Here is a 20,619-nt window from a genome sequence, read left to right as displayed (position 1 = left end):
CAATTGGATAGCCGATGCAGGTGGTGCTCAATGGTTGCAAGGCCCTGCTACTCCTGCAGGTGGAACGGGTAATGTTGGAGACTTCTTTTTGAACACTACAAACGGGGATGTTTTTGAAAAAACAGGAGCATCCACCTGGAGTAATATTGGTAACATTCAAGGTACAGATGGTCTAGATGGAGATCGCTATTCCACTACCTCAACTACAAGTGAATCAATAGGTACTGGTGCTAAATCTTTTACGGTAGAGACAGGATTGGCCTATTCTGCAGGCCAGACGGCATTAATTGCGATAGACGGCTCAAACTTTATGGAAGGTACTGTTACTTCGTATTCAGGTAGTACATTGAATGTTAATGTAATTACTACTACGGGTGCAGGGTCGAGTTCTTCCTGGACTATAAACCTAAATGGTGCTCCAGGGCCCGCAGGTGAAGATGCATATATTTATGTTGGATATGCTGATGATGCAGCAGGTACAAACTTTAGTACAACTAGTGGTACAAGAGAATACATAGGCTTTGTTACTTCTAATACAACATTAACACCTGTTGTAGGAGATTTTTCAAGTTTCACACAATTTAGAGACCTTTCTGCAAATGGTGATATGCTTCAAGCTACCTATGATACTAATACTAATAATATAGTTGATAATGCAGAGTCAGCCCAATCACTATCAGGAACTATCACTACAGCACAAATATCTGATATAACAAATGTTGGTAGTGGAGCTATAATCACGGGAGCAGAAAGAACAAATTTATCAAATCAGACAGGTACAAACACAGGTGATGAAGTGCTATTTAATGCTACTACAGATGGAATTGTTCCGGCACCAGGAGTATCTACTGGAAGAGTTTTACAGGATGATGGTACTTGGGTAACCGCAGGAAGCGGTGATATGCTTCAAGCGACTTACGATGCTAATTCGAATAATGTAGTTGATGATGCAGAGTCAGCCCAATCTTTATCAGGAACGATCACAACTGCACAAATTACTGATATAACTAGCGTAGGTAGTGGAGCTATAATCACAGGAGCAGAAAGAGCGAATTTATCAAATCAGACAGGTACAAACACAGGTGATGAAGTGCTATTTAGTGCCACTACAGATGGAATTGTTCCAGCACCAGGAGCATCCACAGGAAGAGTGTTACAAGATGACGGATCATGGATAACTCCAACAACAGGAGCAACAGATCTTTCCGGCCTTTCTGACGCCAACGTTGATACAGGTATCGCAGATGCTCAAATATTAATATATGATGGTGCTACAGATAATCAATTTGAAAATATTTCAATTAGTGGAGATATAGTAATTAATAATGCCGGTGTAACCGCCATTCAGGATGATGCCGTTCAATTAGATGATATTCAAGACAATGGTTCAGGACAGCGAGCACTCTTGGCTAATAATAATGCAGGTAATGTAGTTTGGCTTGAGCCTGCAAATGATTCTCAGGTACTGGGTACTAACGGAGCAGGCGATTTAACTTTTATAGATCAATCTGATTTTGCTACTGAATTACAGGAAGCCTATGATAATGGAACTACGGCAGATATTACTATGTCGGGAGGAAAGGATTTAAGATTTACTTCCTCTGGAGCAGGAGAAGTATTTGCCATAGATGAAGCAAATGAAAGAGTGGGTATTGGGACACATTCACCAGGCGCAAAACTGGATGTGACTGGAGATATTCGATCAGCTGGACATTTGACTACGATTGCTGTTGGAGGTGAAGGAGGACAAATTACCCTGGGCCATGCAGGAAACACAACTGGTGTAGGAGAAGGAAACAATACATGGAATATAGATGTCGTTGCTGACAATTTAAGATTTTTTGATGTAGATGGAGGGGGCTCTGGAGATGTATGGATGGATATTGACCCTACAAATAATATATTTTACCTGGGTTCGGCAAATGACGATTTAGAAATAGTAAGTCCAATTACTTTTGGTGGTGATCCCGGTACTGCCGGGCAAGTACTACAATCTAATGGTGCTGGTGTAGCACCAAGTTGGGTAGCAGCTTCTGGTGCAGGGACATTACAAAGTGCTTATAATGGTGGGCAGACAATAGATTTGGCCTCAGCGGGTAGTTTAGATATAAGGGATAATACGGGAGCTTCAACAATATTAACAGTAGATGAGGCTAATCAAAGAGTGGGCATAGGTACAAATTCACCAACTAATATTTTGGATGTCAGCAATAATGCGGGTGGTTCAACTGTAAATGTGAATTCAACTGGTGGGGCAACACAAAATACAGGTATAATATCCTCTGCAACAGGCACATCTAGTGGCTCAACTGGAATTGCAGGTAATGCAACTGGTGGCACTTCTGCTTACGGTGTTCGTGGAAATGCTATTGATGGAACTATAACTAATGTTGGAGTTTATGGGTCTGCTATCAACAACAGCAACTCTGCTTGGGTATATGGAGTAGCGGGTATTAATCAGGGTTCAACTTCAGCAACTCAATCATTCGGAATTTACGGAGAAACAAATCAAACAGGCTCCACTAATAATTTTGGGGTCTATGGCACAGCCACAGGAGCAAGTGGTAACAATTGGGCAGGTTATTTTGAAGGAGCTACAGCAATAACAGGTGAGTTGGCTGTTGGCTCATCACCATCTCCAGGTACACCAGGGCAAGTACTACAATCTAATGGTGCAGGTGCAGCGCCAAGTTGGGTGGCGGCTTCTGGTGGCGGCTCTTTACAAGGGGCTTATGATGGAGGACCTTCAATTCTTTTGGATGGAACCAATGAAATAGATATTTCAACTTCTGGCGGGACACCATTATTCGCAACTGATGATGCAAACCAGCGATTGGGAATAGGTACAGTTTCCCCTAATTACTTTACAGAGATAGTCGCTCCTGACTTTGGTAATACCAATCAGGTATTAAGACTCTCTACAACAAATACCAATAGCTTTGTTGATTTAACGGGCTCAGCTACTGGTGCAGCGGGATTCAGAATACGATCTCAAGGGGGTTCTAATGAATTAATATTTCAAACGGCAGGCAATAATGATAGAATGGTAATTAATGCGGCTGGTAACGTTGGGATAGATGCGCCAGGGGATTCAAAATTGCAAGTTGGTACAGGTAATATCCAGATTGATTTAGAACATTCATTACTGGCTATTGACCCTGCAGACGTTTTTACCTATCAATCGAAAGACGTTCCGCAATACGGAACTGGTTGGTATGATGACGCTGAAACTCCCGGTTTAGCTCAAAACTGGCATTCTTCTTTCGCAGGAATAAAAATGTTTACAAGTGGATTAAGAAGGTTTAGTATTTCACAGAATGGGAATGTATCTATAGGTACCACCAGCCCGGCCACAAATGCAGCTCTAGATATACAGTCGAATACCAGTGGATTGTTGATACCAAGATTAACAACGGCTGAAAGAAATGCTATAGCCGGACCGGAAACAGGATTAATGATTTATAACACTTCTACCAATGGCTTTAACTTTTATGATGGAGGTTCATGGACCGGATTTGGAGGTGGAGCTAATACCCTCGGGGAAGCCTATTTAGGTAGTGGCGCGGTGCAAATGACTGCTGCAGCAGGTGACATCGACATTAGAACAGAGACTACCAGCCAATTAGCATTTTTTGTCGAAGAAGCTACAGGTAACATAGGTATGGGTAATAATTCTCCGCTTGCTGCTAATCGTCTAACAGTTTCTGGAGGCGATGTGAACATTGATCAAAATCAATTCTATAAAATTGGCAATGAAAATGTACTTGGTTTCAATGGTTCGGAGGTTCAATCGGGAAGTAATTTATCAGTACCACTTACTTTTTGGGCAGGGGGTGAATTAGCCAGGCTAACAACAAGTGGCAATTTCGGGATAGGGACTAATAATCCGCTTTCAAAATTACAGTTAGAAAACACCTTGAACCTGTATTACGATGAAGCACAGGGAACAGATGTTATAACACATAATATTTATGAAGCGGGAACAGGAGACTTTAGATATAATGTTACAGGAGGTGCTAGCGCCCTAGTATTAGGAGAAAATCGTATGGGTATATTTAATTTTGTTTCTGGAACAGGTGGTACGGCCATTGGCTCATTCTCAACCAGAATGAATTTTACATCCGAAGGTCTGGTAATAAATGGAGATAATCCAGATGCATCTGCAGTTCTTGATATTAATTCAACAACTAAAGGGATCTTGATACCTAGATTGACTACCGTGGAAAGAGATGCTATTGGTTCTCCTGCCACGGGTCTTATGGTTTATAATACTACTACAAATGGATTCAATTATTATAACGGTGGAAGTTGGAGTTCTTTAAGTGGCGGAAGTAGTCTTTGGACGGATGCATCACCTGATATATACTTTAGTACAGGAAATGTTGGAATTGGCACTACTCCTTCTGCTACTTCACGATTAAATGTTTTGGCATCCCAGTCTTCGGGTACTGCTGGTACATTTACAAATAATGTCAGCGGGGTAAGTGGATCTGCTTTAGAGCTAGTTAATCAAGGGACACGTTCTGTAGGGCATAATGGAGTTAATATTAGAAATTTAACTACTAAGTCTGGTGGGAGTAATAGCACAAAAATTGGATTAAATATTGAGTCAACAGGTTCGTGGGGTCCAGGAACCACTAATCAGCCTAACGTGGGTCTTAATGTTGACGTTTCAGGCGCTGACAATAATTACCCTGCGATTTTCAATGGTGGTTATGTTGGAATTGGAACAAATGCGCCTGAACATCATTTACATATTCAAGATAACGTAACAGCATCTAGCACTGAAGGTGTATTTATTGATGTGCAAAATACATTCGGGTCAAGTACATCAGGTGCTACAGCAGGTATACGATTCAAAACTTCAAATTTTGGTGTAGGTGAACATTATAAAGGAGCTATTTTATATCGCAGAACAACAACTAATGGTCGTGGTAGTATAATCTTTCTGAATAATGATGGTGATGATAACACTAGTGTTGATCGTGATGCTGATGTCAAAATGGTAATTGCGAATGATGGTAATGTTGGTGTTGGAATCAGCACACCATCTTCAAAATTAGATGTTTTGGCAAATACTAATATTGTAACTCAAGCGGGTAGGTTCATTAACAGTACTGTCAATTCAGAGACCAGGGCGTTAAGATTAGAAGCAAGCAATGGTACAAATGTGAGCCAAGGACTTTGGACTCAAGCTGAAGGAAGTAATACCTCTATGGGCGTCTATGCTAGAGCATCAAATGGCTCTAGTCAGTCGATAGGTGTAGAAGCTGATGCCTGGGGAGCTCCTTTAAATTATGGCTTCTTAGCTGATTTGAATTTTGCTACTACAGGCGACTCTTATGCAGTTTTTGGAAACGCTAGAGGCTCAGGTAGTACTAGCAGTTACGGTGTTTATGGTACGGCATCTAATGCGACAACAAACTATGGTGTTTATGGAAATGCATCTGGAGGTACTACCAATTGGGCTGGATACTTTGCTTCAGGAGAAGTTTATGTTGAAAATAATTTAGGAGTCGGCAACACCAATCCATCCTATGCTTTGGATGTGTCCACTACTGGTTCACGCGCGGTGAATGGTATTGCGACTCTTGCAGGTAGCGTCTATTCTGGGTATTTCGATGGAACTTCTACTAGTGCTGGAAATTCATTTGCTATAGGTGTTTATGGTAGGGCTGGAAATGATAATGGAACCGGTGCAGAATATGGTGTTTTTGGATTTGCTGATAATGGTACTAGTTCTGGTGCATCTTATGCAGTATATGCAAGTGGAGATCTAGCTTACACAGGTTCTTTGGTAAATGCATCAGATCTTAAATTGAAAAGAGACATAAAAACGCTAAGAAGTTCACTCTCAGATTTGATGAAATTAAGACCTACTACTTATTATTATAAGTTTGATGAATTTGATTATATGGGTTTGTCAAGAAATCATCAAATTGGTTTAATAGCACAAGAAGTTGAGGAGATATTTCCAGAAGTTGTTACGGAAAATTTACACCCTGGGGATGATAAGCACGAAGAATTAGAATATAAAGGAATTGACTATCAGAAACTTACGCCTGTCGTTATTAAAGCCATTCAAGAGCAACAAGAAATCATTGATGCACAAAAGGCTGAAATAGAAGAACTGAAAGCCCAAATAGCCAAACTGCTAGGTTCAGAAGCATCTACTCAAGCACAACTCAATGAATTGAAAGCTCAAATGGATAAACTAACAGCCATTTTAACCGCAGAAGCTAATAAAGGAGATGATTAAGAATTTAGTTATCATATCGCTTTATCTAATTCCGTACTTGGGTTTCAGCCAACTAACAATAAGCCCCGGAACAGTAGTTAGAACGAATGCTTTAATAAGCACCGATGGCAATGTGATTAATGGGAGTGAAAGTGTATTATTTGAACAAGGCTCAGAACTATTGTTAAATGGAAGTGCAGATCAGGGGATCAATGCAGTACAAAATTTATTTCTTCCAACCCTGAGCATTGAAGGAGGTGGAAATAAAGCCATTTTCGGGTCGGTAGTAATAAGCAATCAGCTCAACTTAACAGAAGGGTTTTTGGTAGTACCGGGTGAGATTGATGACAATAATTTGATATTACTTAATGGTGCGAGTGCTACCACAGATGGTACGTCATGGGTTTCAGGACCATTGCTCCAACAAGGTTCGGGCAGTAAATCGTACCCACTTGGTGCGGCAGGGCGTTATGCACCCATTGAATTAGATATAAGTGGAAATGATGAAACCATAACGGGAGCATTCGCCATTCGAAATTCAAATGTCTTTACTTTAAGGGATTTGCCTGCCAGTATCGATAGCGCGAGCAACGCATGGTTGTGGGCTGTGTTTTCTAATAATTTAACAAGTTTAGGTGTCACACTGCCTATACTAGCCGAAGATGAAGGAATATTTTCCGGCAGGGATGAGCTCTTACCTGTCGTACTTGAAGCTGATACCGTAGAGAATTTGAGTGCCAATTTAGGAGGGTCAACAACGTCCTTTGCTACAGGCCTGAACGGAGTAAGTAGTCAGGATAGATCTACGAATAGTAGCTCTGGAGGTGAATTTGCAAAAATTTTCTTACTGGGTGCTGAGCTTACCACCGTTCCTATCATCCACAATATTATTACACCAAATAATGACGGCTCTAACGATTACTTGATAATTGATGCAATAGGTGTGTATGGCGATAGTAATGAAGTAATATTACTAGATAGGTGGGGCACAGAAATTTATAGGAAAAAGAACTTTAGAAATTTTAATGATATAGATAATCCGTATGATGGCAGTTTTGATGACCTGTCACCGGGTAATTATATATGTATTTTAAAATATGCGGGGCAAACGGCCAAGCAGGTAATAACAGTGTTGAATTAATAGAAGTTGTTTTAAAAGGAAGCAAAGAAATTAGAAAGTCATTCTGACAAAGGAAGAATCTTATTCAGTTGTGAAAACGCAATTTCAGAATAGAGTAAGATCCCTCGTTTCCTCGGGATGACCTGACCTTTGAGACAGTTTCAAAAGTGTAGATAAAACACTAAACAACGTACTGTCACTTCGACATGTAACGTAGCGAACTGATATGTGCCCGAATTGAAGGGTTAATTTCTCGCTGTCAGCTTACGGTTCGAAATGACGATAAAGACTAAAGAATTTGATTAAACTATTACTAAAAGGAATAAGCGTATTGCTAATTACACTAAGCACTACTTATGTAGGCGCTCAGGATATCCCTTTGTTTAGTCAGAAGCTTACTAATTCTTTTATCTACAATCCGGCTATGGCTGGCCATACTTTTGGCTCACTCACGCTGGCTAACAGAAGAAATTTCTCTAACGTAAATGGTGCTGCTGAAAATAACTTTCTGAGTTTCCATACACCTTTTTATGATCATCGCTTTGGTGTGGGAGCAAACGTATTTAGAGAACAGGTCAATTTTGTTGATAATATTTACGCATCCGGAGCTTTTGCGTATCATATCAATTTTGGCAGTTACAATGTGCTCTCTATGGGAGTTTCAGCTGAATATAACAGCATTGGCTTTGATATCAATAGTGTGATTGGCGATCGTAATGATCCACTATTGGGTGAGAAAACCAATAACATGGATTTCTCTTTTGGCATTAACTATCAGCACAGATACTTTAAAGTAGGTGCAGCGGCCAACCGATTAGCAACAAACCTTGAACTGTCAAATAATGCCAGTGTTTTAAGTGAGTTTTATTCTGGCTATGCGGCAGGATTGATACCACTAAGGGGCGGGCAGGATATTTTAGAGCCTACCTTCACCTTTAGAAAACTTTCTGCCATCAATGATATTTGGGAGACAGGCTTATATTATACGTTCAATAATTTATTAACGGTAGGTACTTCATACAGAAAAGGCGACATACTTAATGCTGCTGTTGGCCTTAAAGTGGCGAAGAAATTCTTTGTTGGCTACAGCTACGAGATTGTTAATAATAACCTCGGAACGGATGTAGGACCAAGTAGCGAAATTGCAGTCCGTTTTGATTTTAATGATAAATCTTATCAGGAACGTTTCCGTCAGGACTATAAAAATTCATTGGCATTCAGAAGAAAGACTTTAAGTACGGCAGCAAAAAGAACACGAGTCGGTTCTCGTAGTCCTAAATCGTTCAAGAAAAGGCAGAAAAGTAGGTTAAAGAATATTAAGTCGCCAAACCAGCGCTATAATAACCTGAAAAAGCTACCAAAGATTGAACGCAGAAAATTCGACAATAAAAAGCGCAGGAAAAAGAACTACAAGCGTAGAAACCAGAAGCGCTACAAACCTAAAAAGCGGAAGAGGTATAAGTAATTTGGTTGTTGGCTACTTGTAGCTAGTTGCTGGCGTCTTGTTTACTTGATTTTTGCTTCACCAATCGCATGATATTTTATTTAAGTAAGATTATTTTTTAATAAATCACTATTTTTTTAGTTTTATGGACTTAAACCTGTAAAACCATGAAAAAATTAATCTTATTTTTATTTGCCTCAACCATATTCCTCTCTTGTGGAGATGATACACCTGAAAATCAGGATGGAGTTGGTACCTTAAGCCTGAATTTGGGGCTCGATATAAAAGCGAACCCTATTGGCGGACGTACTGATGAAGTTGTTGCCATTGAGGATTTTTTAGTAATTATTTTTAGAGAAGATGGTACTGTCTTCCAGCAATTCGACCGTGCTGCTGACATCCCCTCTGAAGTTGAATTGCCCACAGGAGTCTATCGGGTAACAGCCAGTTCTAATAATGAATCCTTTGCAGAATTTGATAACCCCTTTTATTATGGCGAATCGGAGCTATTTAGCATTGATAAAGAAGAATTGAAGGTAGTTACTGTCACATGTACGCTGGATAACATGAAGGTGACTGTGAATTACTCAGAAAATGTTATCAATACATTTGATACATATTCTACTACGGTGCAAAGTGATGCTGGAGGAGTACTCATTTATAATGAGAGCGAGACACGAGAAGGATATTTTTCTGTATCACCATTGCAGATTGAGGCTACACTTACTTATACTAAAACAGATGGCTCAGTATTAACAAAAACCTTTACTGGAGCAGTCACTGACCCACAGCCTAAAACACGTTATGAGATCAATGTAGATGCGATTGTACAGGATGGACAGATTGTTATTAACATTGAGCTCGATGAAACGGTTGATTTAATTGGGGTTGAATTAGGAGAAACTGTGAATGCTGGAAATTTATCAAATGGAGATTTGTTAATTACTGAAGTTTTTCAGAATCCTTTATTTAGTGATATAGGTCTAGAGTATTTTGAAGTATTCAATAACACAAGCAACGCTGTTAATCTCATTGGAAAAATTGTACAAGATTTAGGAGCAGACTCTTTTACTATTGACCAAGACTTAATTATTCAGCCATATTCTTATTTTGTTTTTCAAAGCGGAAACTTAAATACATTAGTAGACATCTCCAATGACTATATTTATACTGGTATGGTGCTTGGAAATGCAGATGACGAAATCATAATCTTTAATTCTGATATGACTGAAATCGTCAGACTTGAATATGATGGGGGACCAATATTTCCAGACCCAACGGGAGCATCAATGATTTTGGATCCATCATGTCAATCAATTGATTGTATGATTGACGGATCTAATTGGTGCGTGAGCATTACAGAAATGGACTTTGAAGAAAAAGGTACACCTGGATCAGTCAATGAATCTTGTTCTCTCGATTATGATGGCGATGGCTACTCAGTTGAAATGGGAGACTGTGATGATTATAATTACTTAATATTCCCATCTTCAGCATTTAATGAAACATGTAATAACGGCATTGATGATAATTGTGATGGTTTAATTGACAATACTTGTGTAACGGATGTTTGTGATGGGCTAGATAATGACAATGATGGAAATGTGGACAACATAACTTGGTACCAAGATACAGATGGCGATGGATATGGGTCATCTAACATTATTGGAACCTCAGCATGTAGTCAACCTGTGGGATCATCTATGAACTCACTAGATTGTGACGATTCCGATGATAGTATTTACCCAGGCTCCCCAGAAATTTGTGGAAATATGATTGACGAAGATTGTACAGGCCAAGTTGATGATGGTTGCTAGTAGAGCACCAATAATAAAAAGGGAGTTCAATTGAACTCCCTTTTTATTTCACATAATAGCTCTGAGTTACTTTCCCTCATCTTCATCTTTGCCCTCATTAGTAATATCACCCTCTTCCTCAACCACCTCTTCCTCCTGCTGGTAAATTATACTAATAGGAAAATCATTCCCATGAACAAAACCAGTTGGGTATTAGCCCTGACCAACGTGCTGTCTATTAAAAGAGTAGACTAGATTGTGATGATAGTATTTACCCAGACACCAGAGGTTTGTATAAAAATGATATATGAATATTTTAACGGAGCCATGGATAATGGTTGTTAATTTTAAAGATCAGTAAAAAAAGGGAGGTTTATTGCTTCCCATTTAAGTAATCTTCAGCCTTTGCAAGGTTCGGCTTTTTACATTCATAAAACCTGTAAAAGGCAAGTCCTTTACTTATTCCAAAAACAGAGCACTTTATATCTTGATAGAAATAACTAATTACCTCTTCAATTTCTTTAGCATTATTGACATGTTCGTATTTCATTAATACACTATAGTCCAAGCCATATTTCAACTTGTACTCCAAACCTGTTGTAAGTTTCCAGCCCATGGTCCACATAATTGTTCCTTCGTTTGGTATAGCCACTCTTAACGAACCTCCTTCATTTAAATGTATGCACGATTTTGCCACAACATCGGGTAAGTCACAAACATGCTCAAAGGTGGCCACACTAGTAATGCGATCATATTTTTGGTCAGTAGGAACCTCTTTAATATCATCATACACATTCCTTATCTTAGATAATTTTGGGGAATCTTCGAAAAGTGATTTAAATGGCTCAATGATGTCATACGGTTGGGTGTTCTCAAATTTTAATTGATTGAGAGTTCCTGCACCAATCTCCAATGTACTTTTATCCTTAGCACCTTTTAAGTCAGCAGCAACTTTCTTATGTAACCACTGCTCCATTTTTTGACTTACAGAAGTAGCAGCTGTTTCACCTTCACGGTTTTTGTGATAGTGACTTTCATAAATTTCTTTATAAGCAGTGGGTAATTCTTCTCTGACTTTGGGAAATTCCTCAAACATGTGGTTTTATTAGTTGGATTAAACGACAAATTACTGCTTGTTAATGTCGTTTTCAAAAAATTATTACTTATAATTTTTTGTAGATTTGGCATTTGTTTATTTGAATAGCTTGTGGAGATTTCAATAGTTGTATCAGTTTATAATGAAGAGGAGGTACTGAGTGCCTTTCATGATGAAGTAAACTCTGTTCTTAACAACCTCGCTAAGAGCTACGAATTAATATATGTGAATGATGGCTCTGTTGATAATAGTAGAGAAATCTTATCAACAATTGCCAAAACTGATAAAAATGTCAAAGTCATAAATTTCTCAAGAAACTATGGGCATGAAGCGGCTATGTTGGCGGGGCTAGATCACAGCAAAGGTAATTGTGTGATTTGTATGGATGCTGACTTGCAGCACCCACCAGCGGTAATTCCTCAAATGGTTGAAAAATTTGAAGGTGGGATTGATATTTTAACCATGATAAGAACAAAAAATCCTGATAGCGGATTTTTTAAATCAATTACCTCTAAACTATTTTATTCAATACTCAATAGAATCTCTGGCCAGAAGTTCGATATAAATGCGTCAGACTTTTTCTTGGTTTCAAAACGAGTGGCCAAAATACTCAAAACTGAGTTTCGAGAACAATCACGTTTTTTAAGAGGGTTTATTCAGATCGTAGGTTTCAACAGAGGGTATTTAGAATACGAGGCCAACCAACGTTTGGCAGGGGAAAGTAAATATTCAATTAGAAACTTATTTAAATACTCATTTAACGTGATGCTCACCTTCTCTAATCTACCGTTAAGATTAGGCGTTTCATTGGGTATTTTAGTAGGCCTCTTCGGTTTGTTTATAGCCATTTGGGAGATCATCATGAAATTCAAAGGCTTAACTCCTCCGGGTTACACAACCATCGTAGTACTCATAAGCTTATTGTTCGCCATGATGTTTGTTTTAATTGGTGTAATAGGCGAATACATTGCTGTTCTATTTAAGGAAGTGAAAGCTAGACCTATCTATATAATTGAAGAAATTTTAAATGAAGATAGTCAGTAAACCTCTTAGCATTTTAATAGAAAAAAAGGTGCTTTATGCCCTGTTTATCTTATTTGGAGTGGCATGGTTATTAACCTTTCATAATAGGTATATCGAGGCTGATGAGTGCATTTTGGGAGAATACAGCTATTCATTTTTGAATGAAGGTATAGTAAGGGTAAAATCAATTCCCGCCATACAAGATTGGGATGTTAGAATGTTCCCACATCATCGTTTTTTTACCTGGTTTGGGGCCGCAGTTATTGGAATATTCGGCTGGTCAATTACATGGCTTAAAATAGCGATTTTGCCATGGTATGGATTATTTTTTATTTTCTTGTACCATTATTTCAAACTACAGAATATATCAAAAGACAAATTTATACTTGCTGCTTTATTAGCGTTTACCGCGCCAATATTATTGCTCAAATCCTATTCATTCAGACCGGATGTTTTATTAATGACTGAAGGTATGGGCCTTCTGTATTTTATTTCAAAATACAGAAATGAAAAACAGGTGAAGGATTTAGTATTTGCAGGTGCTTTTGCTGGGTTAGGATTATTAACTCATCTGAACGGTGCAGCATTTTGCATTGCAGGCTTCTTCTTTTTGCTAATGAGAAAAGAGTTTAAAGCACTAATCCCATATACACTAGCTGGGGCAGTAGTAGGGGGTATTTATTTTATAGAATTGCTACCAGATAATAATTTTCAAAAATTCATTGATCAGCTAACCAACTGGCCAACAGTAAATCATGGTGAAAATTTTATGGGCTCAGGCCCCATTTCCCTGGTGACAGGTAGAATACAAAAATTACTATCTGAACATCAACGCTTTTTTTGGGGGGATAAAGTGATGGGCTTTTCCATTATTTTCTTCCTTTCATTAATTCTAAGTTTTAGAAAACTGAAGGCGCATCACACTGATTTACTTGTGTTCATGTTAGTGCTTGTTTTGTCTTTGAATATTTTCGGTAGTCATATTGCAGAGCGCTATTTGCTTTTCTACTATGGGCCTATGGCAATAATTACAAGTCTGGGAATTTTTTATCTTGTTGAAGATAAAACCTGGAAGCAAGCCATTCTTACTCTATCTGTTCTGGTTCATTTTGTTTTTAGCTGTATGATGATTGTTAAAATTCTCGATCGAAGCGAGCCTGTTCCTGAAAATAATAAGGAGATTTTATCTCACATATCAGAAGAAGCTAAAACCCTCGTGCCTTATGAAATGATATATAATGAATTTCCTACTAGGGATTTATATGTTTATAAAACCTACGAATACCTTCAGGAAAGCATGCCTAACAAGGAAATGACACAACTTCAATTGTTTGAGAAGGCAAGTGAATTGGGCATGGAATACATTGTGATTAACAGAAATTTGGCCGCTGATCAAGGAAGGTGGTTTCATAACTGGGAAATCGAGAAGAATTCCTATTATGAAGAATATCATAAAGATCAGAAGGCACTAATACTTAAGAAACTCTAAATCCAAAAAGTCCTTTCACCTTCTTCCTAAAGCGAGCAACCTTTCTATCCACCTTATCATACCAAATGGCGAACTTATACCACTTGGTCCTAATCTTTTCATCAAGTAAAGGCTGAATTCCCGCGTCACTTTTTCTTAAATATGCCCATTCATATCCGTAATCAAAACCTGTTGCACTTGCCTTTTTTGGGTTGGCATCAATCACATAAACGTCTGAACCTTTTTGAATAAAATTTCTGATTTGTGGATCGCCATGAATGAACCCATGCTGGTGAATAGTATTTAACGTATTAATTACTTTCTCATAATTTCTAGGCTGGTTCAAACACGAATGACCTTCTAAATATTCATAAAGCAACCACGAATTTACCACCATTCCGGCCTGTCTCACTTCAGCTGCCAGAACTGGAGCAGTAGTTTTAACCCCAATATTTTCAAGAACAACCATTGATTCAAGGTTTTTTCGAGCCTCTCCACTTCTAAATAAAGTCAAAAATCGTATCCAAAACCTTGAGTTCTTTTCTTTGGGAACCTTAAGTACAAGGTCTCTACTATTCACGTTAATTCTTTTAACGATACTCCTTTGATTGTCTTTGAGTACAGTGACAATCTCAAATTGTTGATTGGAAATTCTCTCAAATAACTCTTTTGCTTCTTCACCACTCAATTCGGGTGAGTAATATACAATCCAGTTTTTATGCTCAATCTTACTAAGCTGCATAAATCCAAAAGTAGTTAATCTTATGGTGTCAATTAAGAGACATTTTCGATGAAGGTTAAATATTAAGTTAAAAAATGATATACACTTTTGGCTTTAGAGCGTTAATACATTAAAAAATAGGCAGTAAGCCGCATTAATCAGTCCAATATTATTATTTTTGATCCCTAATGTCCGATTCACAACGTCAAAATTACTCGCATAAGGAAAAGCAAGAAGTCTTTGATCAAGAGTTCATGCCTCACATTAATGCGATGTATAATTTTGCATTTCGACTAACATTTGACGAAGATGATGCAAAAGATTTGGTGCAGGATACCTACCTGAAAGCGTACCGCTTCATTAACTCTTTTGAGAAAGGTACAAATGCGAAAGCCTGGCTCTTTAGAATAATGAAAAATAGTTTCATCAACGATTTTCGAAAGAAAAGCAAAGAGCCAGCAAAAGTAGACTACCAGGAGGTGGAAACTTTTTATAACTCAGATGATGTTGATAAAGCTATAACCTCAGATTTGAGGGTAGAAGCAGTGCAGGATATGATGGGGGATGAAATCTCCAATGCACTAAATTCACTTGATGTTGACTTTAGGACAGTAATTATTTTATGTGACTTAGAAGGTTTTAAGTACGATGAAATGGCAAAAATTCTTGATATACCCATCGGTACGGTACGGTCGAGATTGCACAGGGCAAGAAACCTTTTGAAAGAAAAACTAAGAGATTACGCAAAAAAAATGGGATTCAAAAATTAATGTATATGGATTCAAACCCTACCGAAAAAGGCAGCAACAATCAGCCAGACCATAGTGAGTGCATGAAGCTTCTTCAACTAGTGCTTGATGATGAAGCTACTCCAAAAGAAAGGGAAGTATTCGAAAAACATGTATGTAATTGCATGCCATACTTCGAAATCTATCAGGTAGATAAGGCCATCAAATCATTGGTAAAGAAAACCTGCTGCGGCAAGGATATGCCTAATGATTTGGCTGATGAAATACGAGCCAAACTATTCCAAAAAGCAGATTAATAGTGCGAAAAGGAAAAGCAATAATTTTCTCTGCTCCTTCTGGGTCTGGGAAAACTACGATCGTTCGGCACTTGTTAAAAGTTAATCCTAACCTGGGCTTCTCTATTTCCGCTTGTACCAGAGATAAAAGGGGCAGAACGGAAGAAAATGGAAAAGACTACTATTTCCTTTCCCCAGAAGAATTCAAAAATAAGATTGATAAAAATGAGTTTGTTGAGTGGGAAGAAGTATATGCCGGTAATTTTTATGGCACACTAAAATCTGAAATTCAACGAATTTGGGATTCAGGAAAGGATGTAATTTTTGATGTTGACGTAAAAGGAGGGCTACATCTTAAGGAGTATTTTGGAGATTCGGCTTTAGCTATTTTTGTTAAAGTGCCATCCATGGAAATCTTAAAAGAAAGATTAGCCGATCGTAAAACAGAAACTGAGGATAGCCTGTCCCGAAGGATATTCAAAGCTAAATTTGAAATGTCTTTTGAAGACAAGTTTGATATAACTCTGGTGAATGAAGATTTAGAAGAATCGCTCTTACGGGCAGAAAAGTTAGTTAGTGATTTTTTAAATCAATGAACAGCAAAAGAATCTGTATAGTATTCTTACTTCTTTTTATACCCCCAGTCACCAAAGCTCAAAAAATAGTGAATTTGGGCTTTCATTTCAACTATTTTGCTGCATCACCCACTTTTAAAGAAAACATTACACGAAATCCGTTAGGCACATCACTCACCTTAATGCTCGAGAAATCAGATCGTATTAAATATGGGGTTGAAGTTGGGTTTGGTTTATATTCCGGTAAGAAATACTATTACGAAACTGTGGCAGAAGGATTTCCTGATAATTTCGAGTATTTGTATGAAGAAGATGGCTTTCTTCAATGTTTGATAACAGTTAGATATCAATTGGCCACATCGAAAAAAATCATACCCTTTGTTGATATTAAAGCAGGCACCAGCACTTTTTTTAGTGTTATAAGGGCTATGCAGGTATCAGAAATATATGAAGATAAATTTCGGTTTCATGATACCACGTTAAACCTCGGGGCAGGATTAGGCGTAAGTTGTGATGTTGGTAAAATATTCAAAAATGAAAAATGGAGAAGACCGCTGTTTTTTGAAGTATCAGCAACTTACTTTTACGGAGGTGAGGCTGGGTACAGAAATTCAATTAGAAGCGAAGTGGTGGATAGTTACGAGGCAGGCAACAGATATTCTGCGACTTCAACACTTCAAATTAAGTCTGGTCTTTTATTAGCATTTTAGAGGCATGGAAGTAGGATTGTTCTTTGGTAGTTTCAACCCCATACACATAGGCCATTTAATTGTGGCGAATGTAATGGTAGAGAATACCTCTGTTTCACAGGTTTGGTTTATTATTTCGCCTCAAAATCCTTTTAAAAAGAGATCCTCGTTGCTTCATGAGTTTGACCGGTTTGACCTTGTAAATGCGGCCATTCATGACAATTACAATCTTAAAGCAAGCGATGTTGAGTTTAACATGCCCAAACCGAGCTATACTATAGATACCCTTGCTTACTTATCCGAAGCTCATCCTGATAAAAAGTTTAAATTGATTATAGGTGAGGATAATCTTAAAAGCTTCCCAAAGTGGAAAAATGCCGACCAAATATTAGAGTATTACAGTTTGTTAGTTTATCCAAGGCCCAACGCGCAACCATCTGATTTGATTAAGCATCCTAAAGTTCAGATGATTAAGGCACCGATGATCGACATTTCAGCCACGTTTATCAGAAAAAGCATTAAAAATGGAAAGTCAATTAAGTACTTAGTGCCTGAGTCAGTTGAAGATTTAATTAGAGGGAAGAAATTGTATTTATGATTTTGAATCGAGCTGCCTGCCTTATTCTGGCAATAGTTTTTAGTATTTCAGCAAACACCTCAGCACAAGGTATTAAGGGAACTATTAAAGACGACAAAGGAGAATTACTTGCATTTGCAACCATCTATATAAAGGAACTTGGCACAGGAACAACCACCAATGCCGATGGGTATTTTGAAATAAGAACACCTGCTGGCGAGTATTCATTATTATTCCAATACATAGGCTATGAATCGTTGGCTAAAAACGTAACTGTCAATCAAAATTTTGTAACAGTAAATCCTATCCTTAAAACACAGGTGGTCGTGTTAAGAGATGTTGTTGTTAGAGCAGGTAAAGAAGATCCTGCTTATACCATCATGCGCAAAGCCATTTCTAAAAGCAAATATCACTTACAGCAGATAGATAGCTACACATGCAAAGTGTATATGAAAGGTACTGGCGAGTTAACGGATACTCCATTTTTATTTAGGAAAACGTTAGAAAAAGAAGGGGTTGAAGAAGGCAAGCTATTCATTTCTGAATCAGTAAGTGAGGTGGAATATATCAGGCCAAACACCTATAATGAAAATGTGATATCTATCAGAAGCAGCGGAGATGATCAAAATGCAAACCCGAATGCCTACGTAAATGGCTCTTTTTACGAGCCAGAGGTTGGTGGGGGAGTATCGCCATTAAGTCCACGAGCCTTCTCTTATTATAAGTTTGAGTATTTGGGTACTTACAGGGACAGGGGCTATGAGGTGAGTAAGATTAAAGTTACGCCCCGTTCATTTGGCGATAATGTTTTTCAAGGAGAGATTGAAATTGTTGAAGAGTACTGGAGCATATACAGCACCGATTTAAAAACCTCTAAAATGGGCATCAACTTTCATATTAAACAATTTTATGAGCCTATCGAAGAAGGGGTTTGGCTGCCTGTCACGCATGATTTTTCAGTGGATGGTAAAGTTTTTGGTTTTGGATTTGAAGGCAAATACCTGGCAACCGTGAGCGATTATGATGTTACCGTAAATCCGGAACTAGTCACAGAGTTTGAGGTGATAGATGAAACAATCTACAAAGAAGAGGCGAAAGAAATTGAGAAGGAATCTGAAGGTCTGAAAAATAAGGAAATCGAGGAAGCATTAGTTTCCGGAAAAGAGGTGACCAGAAAGCAATTAAGAAAACTAATGCGTGAGTATGAGAAAAATGAATTAGAGGAGGCCGATCAGGAGAATATTGAATCGATAAGAACATTTGATTATGATTCTGCAGCTTATACCAATGATTCTATTTATTGGTCTCAGATAAGGCCTGTTCCGTTGTCCACCAAAGAATTAGAAGGCTATGCCAATATGGACAGTTTAGCGGAAATTGAAAGCAATAAAAAAGCTGGAGACACATTATCAACTAAAAATAAAGAGAGTTTTAAGTTGTACCATGCGCTAACCGGAGCTTCTTACAAAGTGGGAGAAAAAGCCCATTTCTCTATTAATAGTATGAATAGCAATTTCAACACAGTGGATGGTTATGATATTGTTACAGGTGTGGGCTTCAGAAAAACTTTTGAGAATGAAGGATGGTTGCGTTTATCTCATGAAAGCAGATATACATTCGAGCGAACCGCTTACAATGGTAACCTGGAGGCTCGCTACGATTTCGGAGAGAAATACAGAAGAACTTCATTGGTGGGTTTTGGAGGTCGATACATTCGCCAATTTAATTCTGATGAACCGATTAGTCCTTTTATAAATTCCATTACCACCTTGTTTATGGAGCATAATTATATGAAGTTGTATGAAAGAGATTATGCAGGATTTCTCATTGGCAAGCAATTGAATGATAACCTGAAAGTTTCCATCAGTGCAACGTATAATGAAAGAAGACAGCTTTTTAATACAAGCACAATGACATGGATAGATCGTACTCACCGTGAGTATACGTCAAATGTACCCGTAGCTATTGAATTATTAGATACATCTTTTCCTGACCATCAGGCTGTGATTAGCGAAACAAAGATTGAATATGAACCATGGATAAAGTACCGCCTTTATAATGGTAAGAGATACAGGTCAGGTAATAATAACCCTAAATTTTCATTACTCTATCGCAAAGGTTTAGATGATATTTTAGATAGTGATGTTGACTTTGATCAATTGGAGCTAGGCTACCGCCAAACTTTCAAAATAGGTGTAAGGGCTTTGGGCGATGTAGCAATAAAAGCAGGTACCTTCTTAAATGATGATAAAATGTTCTTCATGGACTACAAGCATTTTATGGGTAATAGAACGCCAATTACTACAGCTGATCCTGTAGGCACATTCAGAATGCTGCCCTATTATACATTCAGTACCAATCAGGAATACTTAACCGGTAGCTTTCATTACCAAATGCGCAAATTTTTAGTCACCAGAATTCCTATTACCAGAATTATGGGTATTCGTGAAAGTTTCTTTGTAAACCATTTAGCTACTGATAACTCCATGAATTACACGGAGTTGGGCTATGGCATTAATTATATTCTAAGATTTTTACGAGTTGAGGCCGTTACAAATTGGATTGATGGAGAGTATCAAAACTTTGAGGTACGTATAGGAATTGCCGCTAACCTTGACGAAATGTTTTAACTAAATTATAAATAGACACAAGTACCCAAGCAGACTCTAGAATAATAAAAGGCCAGTAGTTTAGCATGATTGACGCTACGCATGCCAGTCCTGCCCCAAAAAGGTTTAAAAATAAATAAACCGAACCCTCTGAATGGATTCGGTTTAAAGAATGTAATAAGTAGGCCAATAAAATCAAAAATACTCCAAATGCGCCTACCCAGTCTATAAACGTCATG

The 20,619-nt window shown here is 38.0% G+C and carries 15 protein-coding genes; 12 read left to right on the top strand and 3 right to left on the bottom strand.

Annotated elements, in window-relative coordinates; all coding sequences use genetic code 11:
• Positions 1-34 precede the first annotated feature (34 nt).
• The 4 genes from RLO81_RS00205 to RLO81_RS00190 all read left to right on the top strand — a co-directional run bounded on the left by RLO81_RS00205 (position 35) and on the right by RLO81_RS00190 (position 10,619).
• Positions 35-6,259: a phage tail-like protein gene (locus RLO81_RS00205; RefSeq protein WP_350105543.1), complete on the top strand. Its 6,225-nt coding sequence runs from the start codon at positions 35-37 to the stop codon at positions 6,257-6,259.
• Positions 6,252-7,379 (top strand): T9SS type B sorting domain-containing protein, encoded by a 1,128-nt coding sequence (locus RLO81_RS00200; RefSeq protein WP_350105540.1) that lies wholly within the window; start codon positions 6,252-6,254, stop codon positions 7,377-7,379. The genes RLO81_RS00205 and RLO81_RS00200 overlap by 8 nt, the downstream gene beginning before the upstream one ends.
• 277 nt (positions 7,380-7,656) lie before the next feature.
• Positions 7,657-8,823 carry a PorP/SprF family type IX secretion system membrane protein gene (locus tag RLO81_RS00195; protein WP_350105537.1) on the top strand — a complete coding sequence of 389 codons (1,167 nt, stop codon included), beginning with the start codon at positions 7,657-7,659 and terminating at the stop codon, positions 8,821-8,823.
• 146 nt (positions 8,824-8,969) lie between these two features.
• On the top strand, positions 8,970-10,619 hold the full coding sequence (locus RLO81_RS00190) for a DUF4493 domain-containing protein (RefSeq protein WP_350105534.1): 1,650 nt from the start codon (positions 8,970-8,972) through the stop codon (positions 10,617-10,619).
• Between the two features lie 352 nt (positions 10,620-10,971).
• Here RLO81_RS00190 and RLO81_RS00185 read toward each other — a convergent pair whose 3' ends face one another.
• Positions 10,972-11,694, bottom strand: coding sequence for a class I SAM-dependent methyltransferase (locus RLO81_RS00185; RefSeq protein ID WP_350105531.1), 723 nt, complete (start codon positions 11,692-11,694; stop codon positions 10,972-10,974).
• 111 nt (positions 11,695-11,805) lie between these two features.
• Here RLO81_RS00185 and RLO81_RS00180 point away from each other — a divergent pair, with 111 nt between their 5' ends.
• Entirely contained in the window at positions 11,806-12,738 is a 933-nt protein-coding gene (locus RLO81_RS00180) for a glycosyltransferase family 2 protein (protein ID WP_350105528.1), read from the top strand.
• Entirely contained in the window at positions 12,722-14,206 is a 1,485-nt protein-coding gene (locus tag RLO81_RS00175; protein ID WP_350105525.1) for an ArnT family glycosyltransferase, read from the top strand. Before RLO81_RS00180 ends, RLO81_RS00175 begins: the two co-directional genes overlap by 17 nt.
• On the opposite strand, the gene RLO81_RS00170 is transcribed toward RLO81_RS00175, so the two are convergent.
• Complete coding sequence (locus tag RLO81_RS00170; protein WP_350105522.1) at positions 14,193-14,927, bottom strand: lipopolysaccharide core heptose(II) kinase RfaY; 735 nt, start codon at positions 14,925-14,927, stop codon at positions 14,193-14,195. The genes RLO81_RS00175 and RLO81_RS00170 overlap by 14 nt on opposite strands.
• Positions 14,928-15,094: 167 nt before the next feature.
• Here RLO81_RS00170 and RLO81_RS00165 point away from each other — a divergent pair, with 167 nt between their 5' ends.
• Genes RLO81_RS00165 through RLO81_RS00140 form a run of 6 tightly spaced genes read left to right on the top strand, consistent with a single transcriptional unit; the run spans position 15,095 to position 20,401 of the window.
• On the top strand, positions 15,095-15,676 hold the full coding sequence (locus RLO81_RS00165; protein WP_350105519.1) for a sigma-70 family RNA polymerase sigma factor: 582 nt from the start codon (positions 15,095-15,097) through the stop codon (positions 15,674-15,676).
• A gap of 5 nt (positions 15,677-15,681) precedes the next feature.
• Complete coding sequence (locus RLO81_RS00160; protein WP_350105516.1) at positions 15,682-15,951, top strand: zf-HC2 domain-containing protein; 270 nt, start codon at positions 15,682-15,684, stop codon at positions 15,949-15,951.
• A 2-nt stretch (positions 15,952-15,953) separates the two neighbouring features.
• Positions 15,954-16,526: a guanylate kinase gene (gmk, locus tag RLO81_RS00155; RefSeq protein WP_350105513.1), complete on the top strand. Its 573-nt coding sequence runs from the start codon at positions 15,954-15,956 to the stop codon at positions 16,524-16,526.
• Positions 16,523-17,215 (top strand): hypothetical protein, encoded by a 693-nt coding sequence (locus RLO81_RS00150; protein ID WP_350105511.1) that lies wholly within the window; start codon positions 16,523-16,525, stop codon positions 17,213-17,215. The genes gmk and RLO81_RS00150 overlap by 4 nt, the downstream gene beginning before the upstream one ends.
• Before the next feature lie 4 nt (positions 17,216-17,219).
• A complete protein-coding gene (nadD, locus tag RLO81_RS00145; protein ID WP_350105508.1) occupies positions 17,220-17,792 on the top strand; it encodes a nicotinate (nicotinamide) nucleotide adenylyltransferase in 573 nt (190 codons plus the stop codon).
• Complete coding sequence (locus RLO81_RS00140; protein ID WP_350105505.1) at positions 17,789-20,401, top strand: DUF5686 and carboxypeptidase regulatory-like domain-containing protein; 2,613 nt, start codon at positions 17,789-17,791, stop codon at positions 20,399-20,401. The genes nadD and RLO81_RS00140 overlap by 4 nt, the downstream gene beginning before the upstream one ends.
• Here RLO81_RS00140 and RLO81_RS20650 read toward each other — a convergent pair.
• On the bottom strand, positions 20,379-20,618 hold the full coding sequence (locus RLO81_RS20650) for a CBU_0592 family membrane protein (RefSeq protein ID WP_502880406.1): 240 nt from the start codon (positions 20,616-20,618) through the stop codon (positions 20,379-20,381). The two genes, RLO81_RS00140 and RLO81_RS20650, sit on opposite strands and share 23 nt — an antisense overlap.
• Position 20,619: the final 1 nt, after the last annotated feature.

It is taken from the genome of Fulvivirga sp. (genome assembly GCF_040220315.1).
Classification (GTDB): domain Bacteria; phylum Bacteroidota; class Bacteroidia; order Cytophagales; family Cyclobacteriaceae; genus Fulvivirga.
This window is presented reverse-complemented; position numbering and strand designations above follow the sequence as displayed.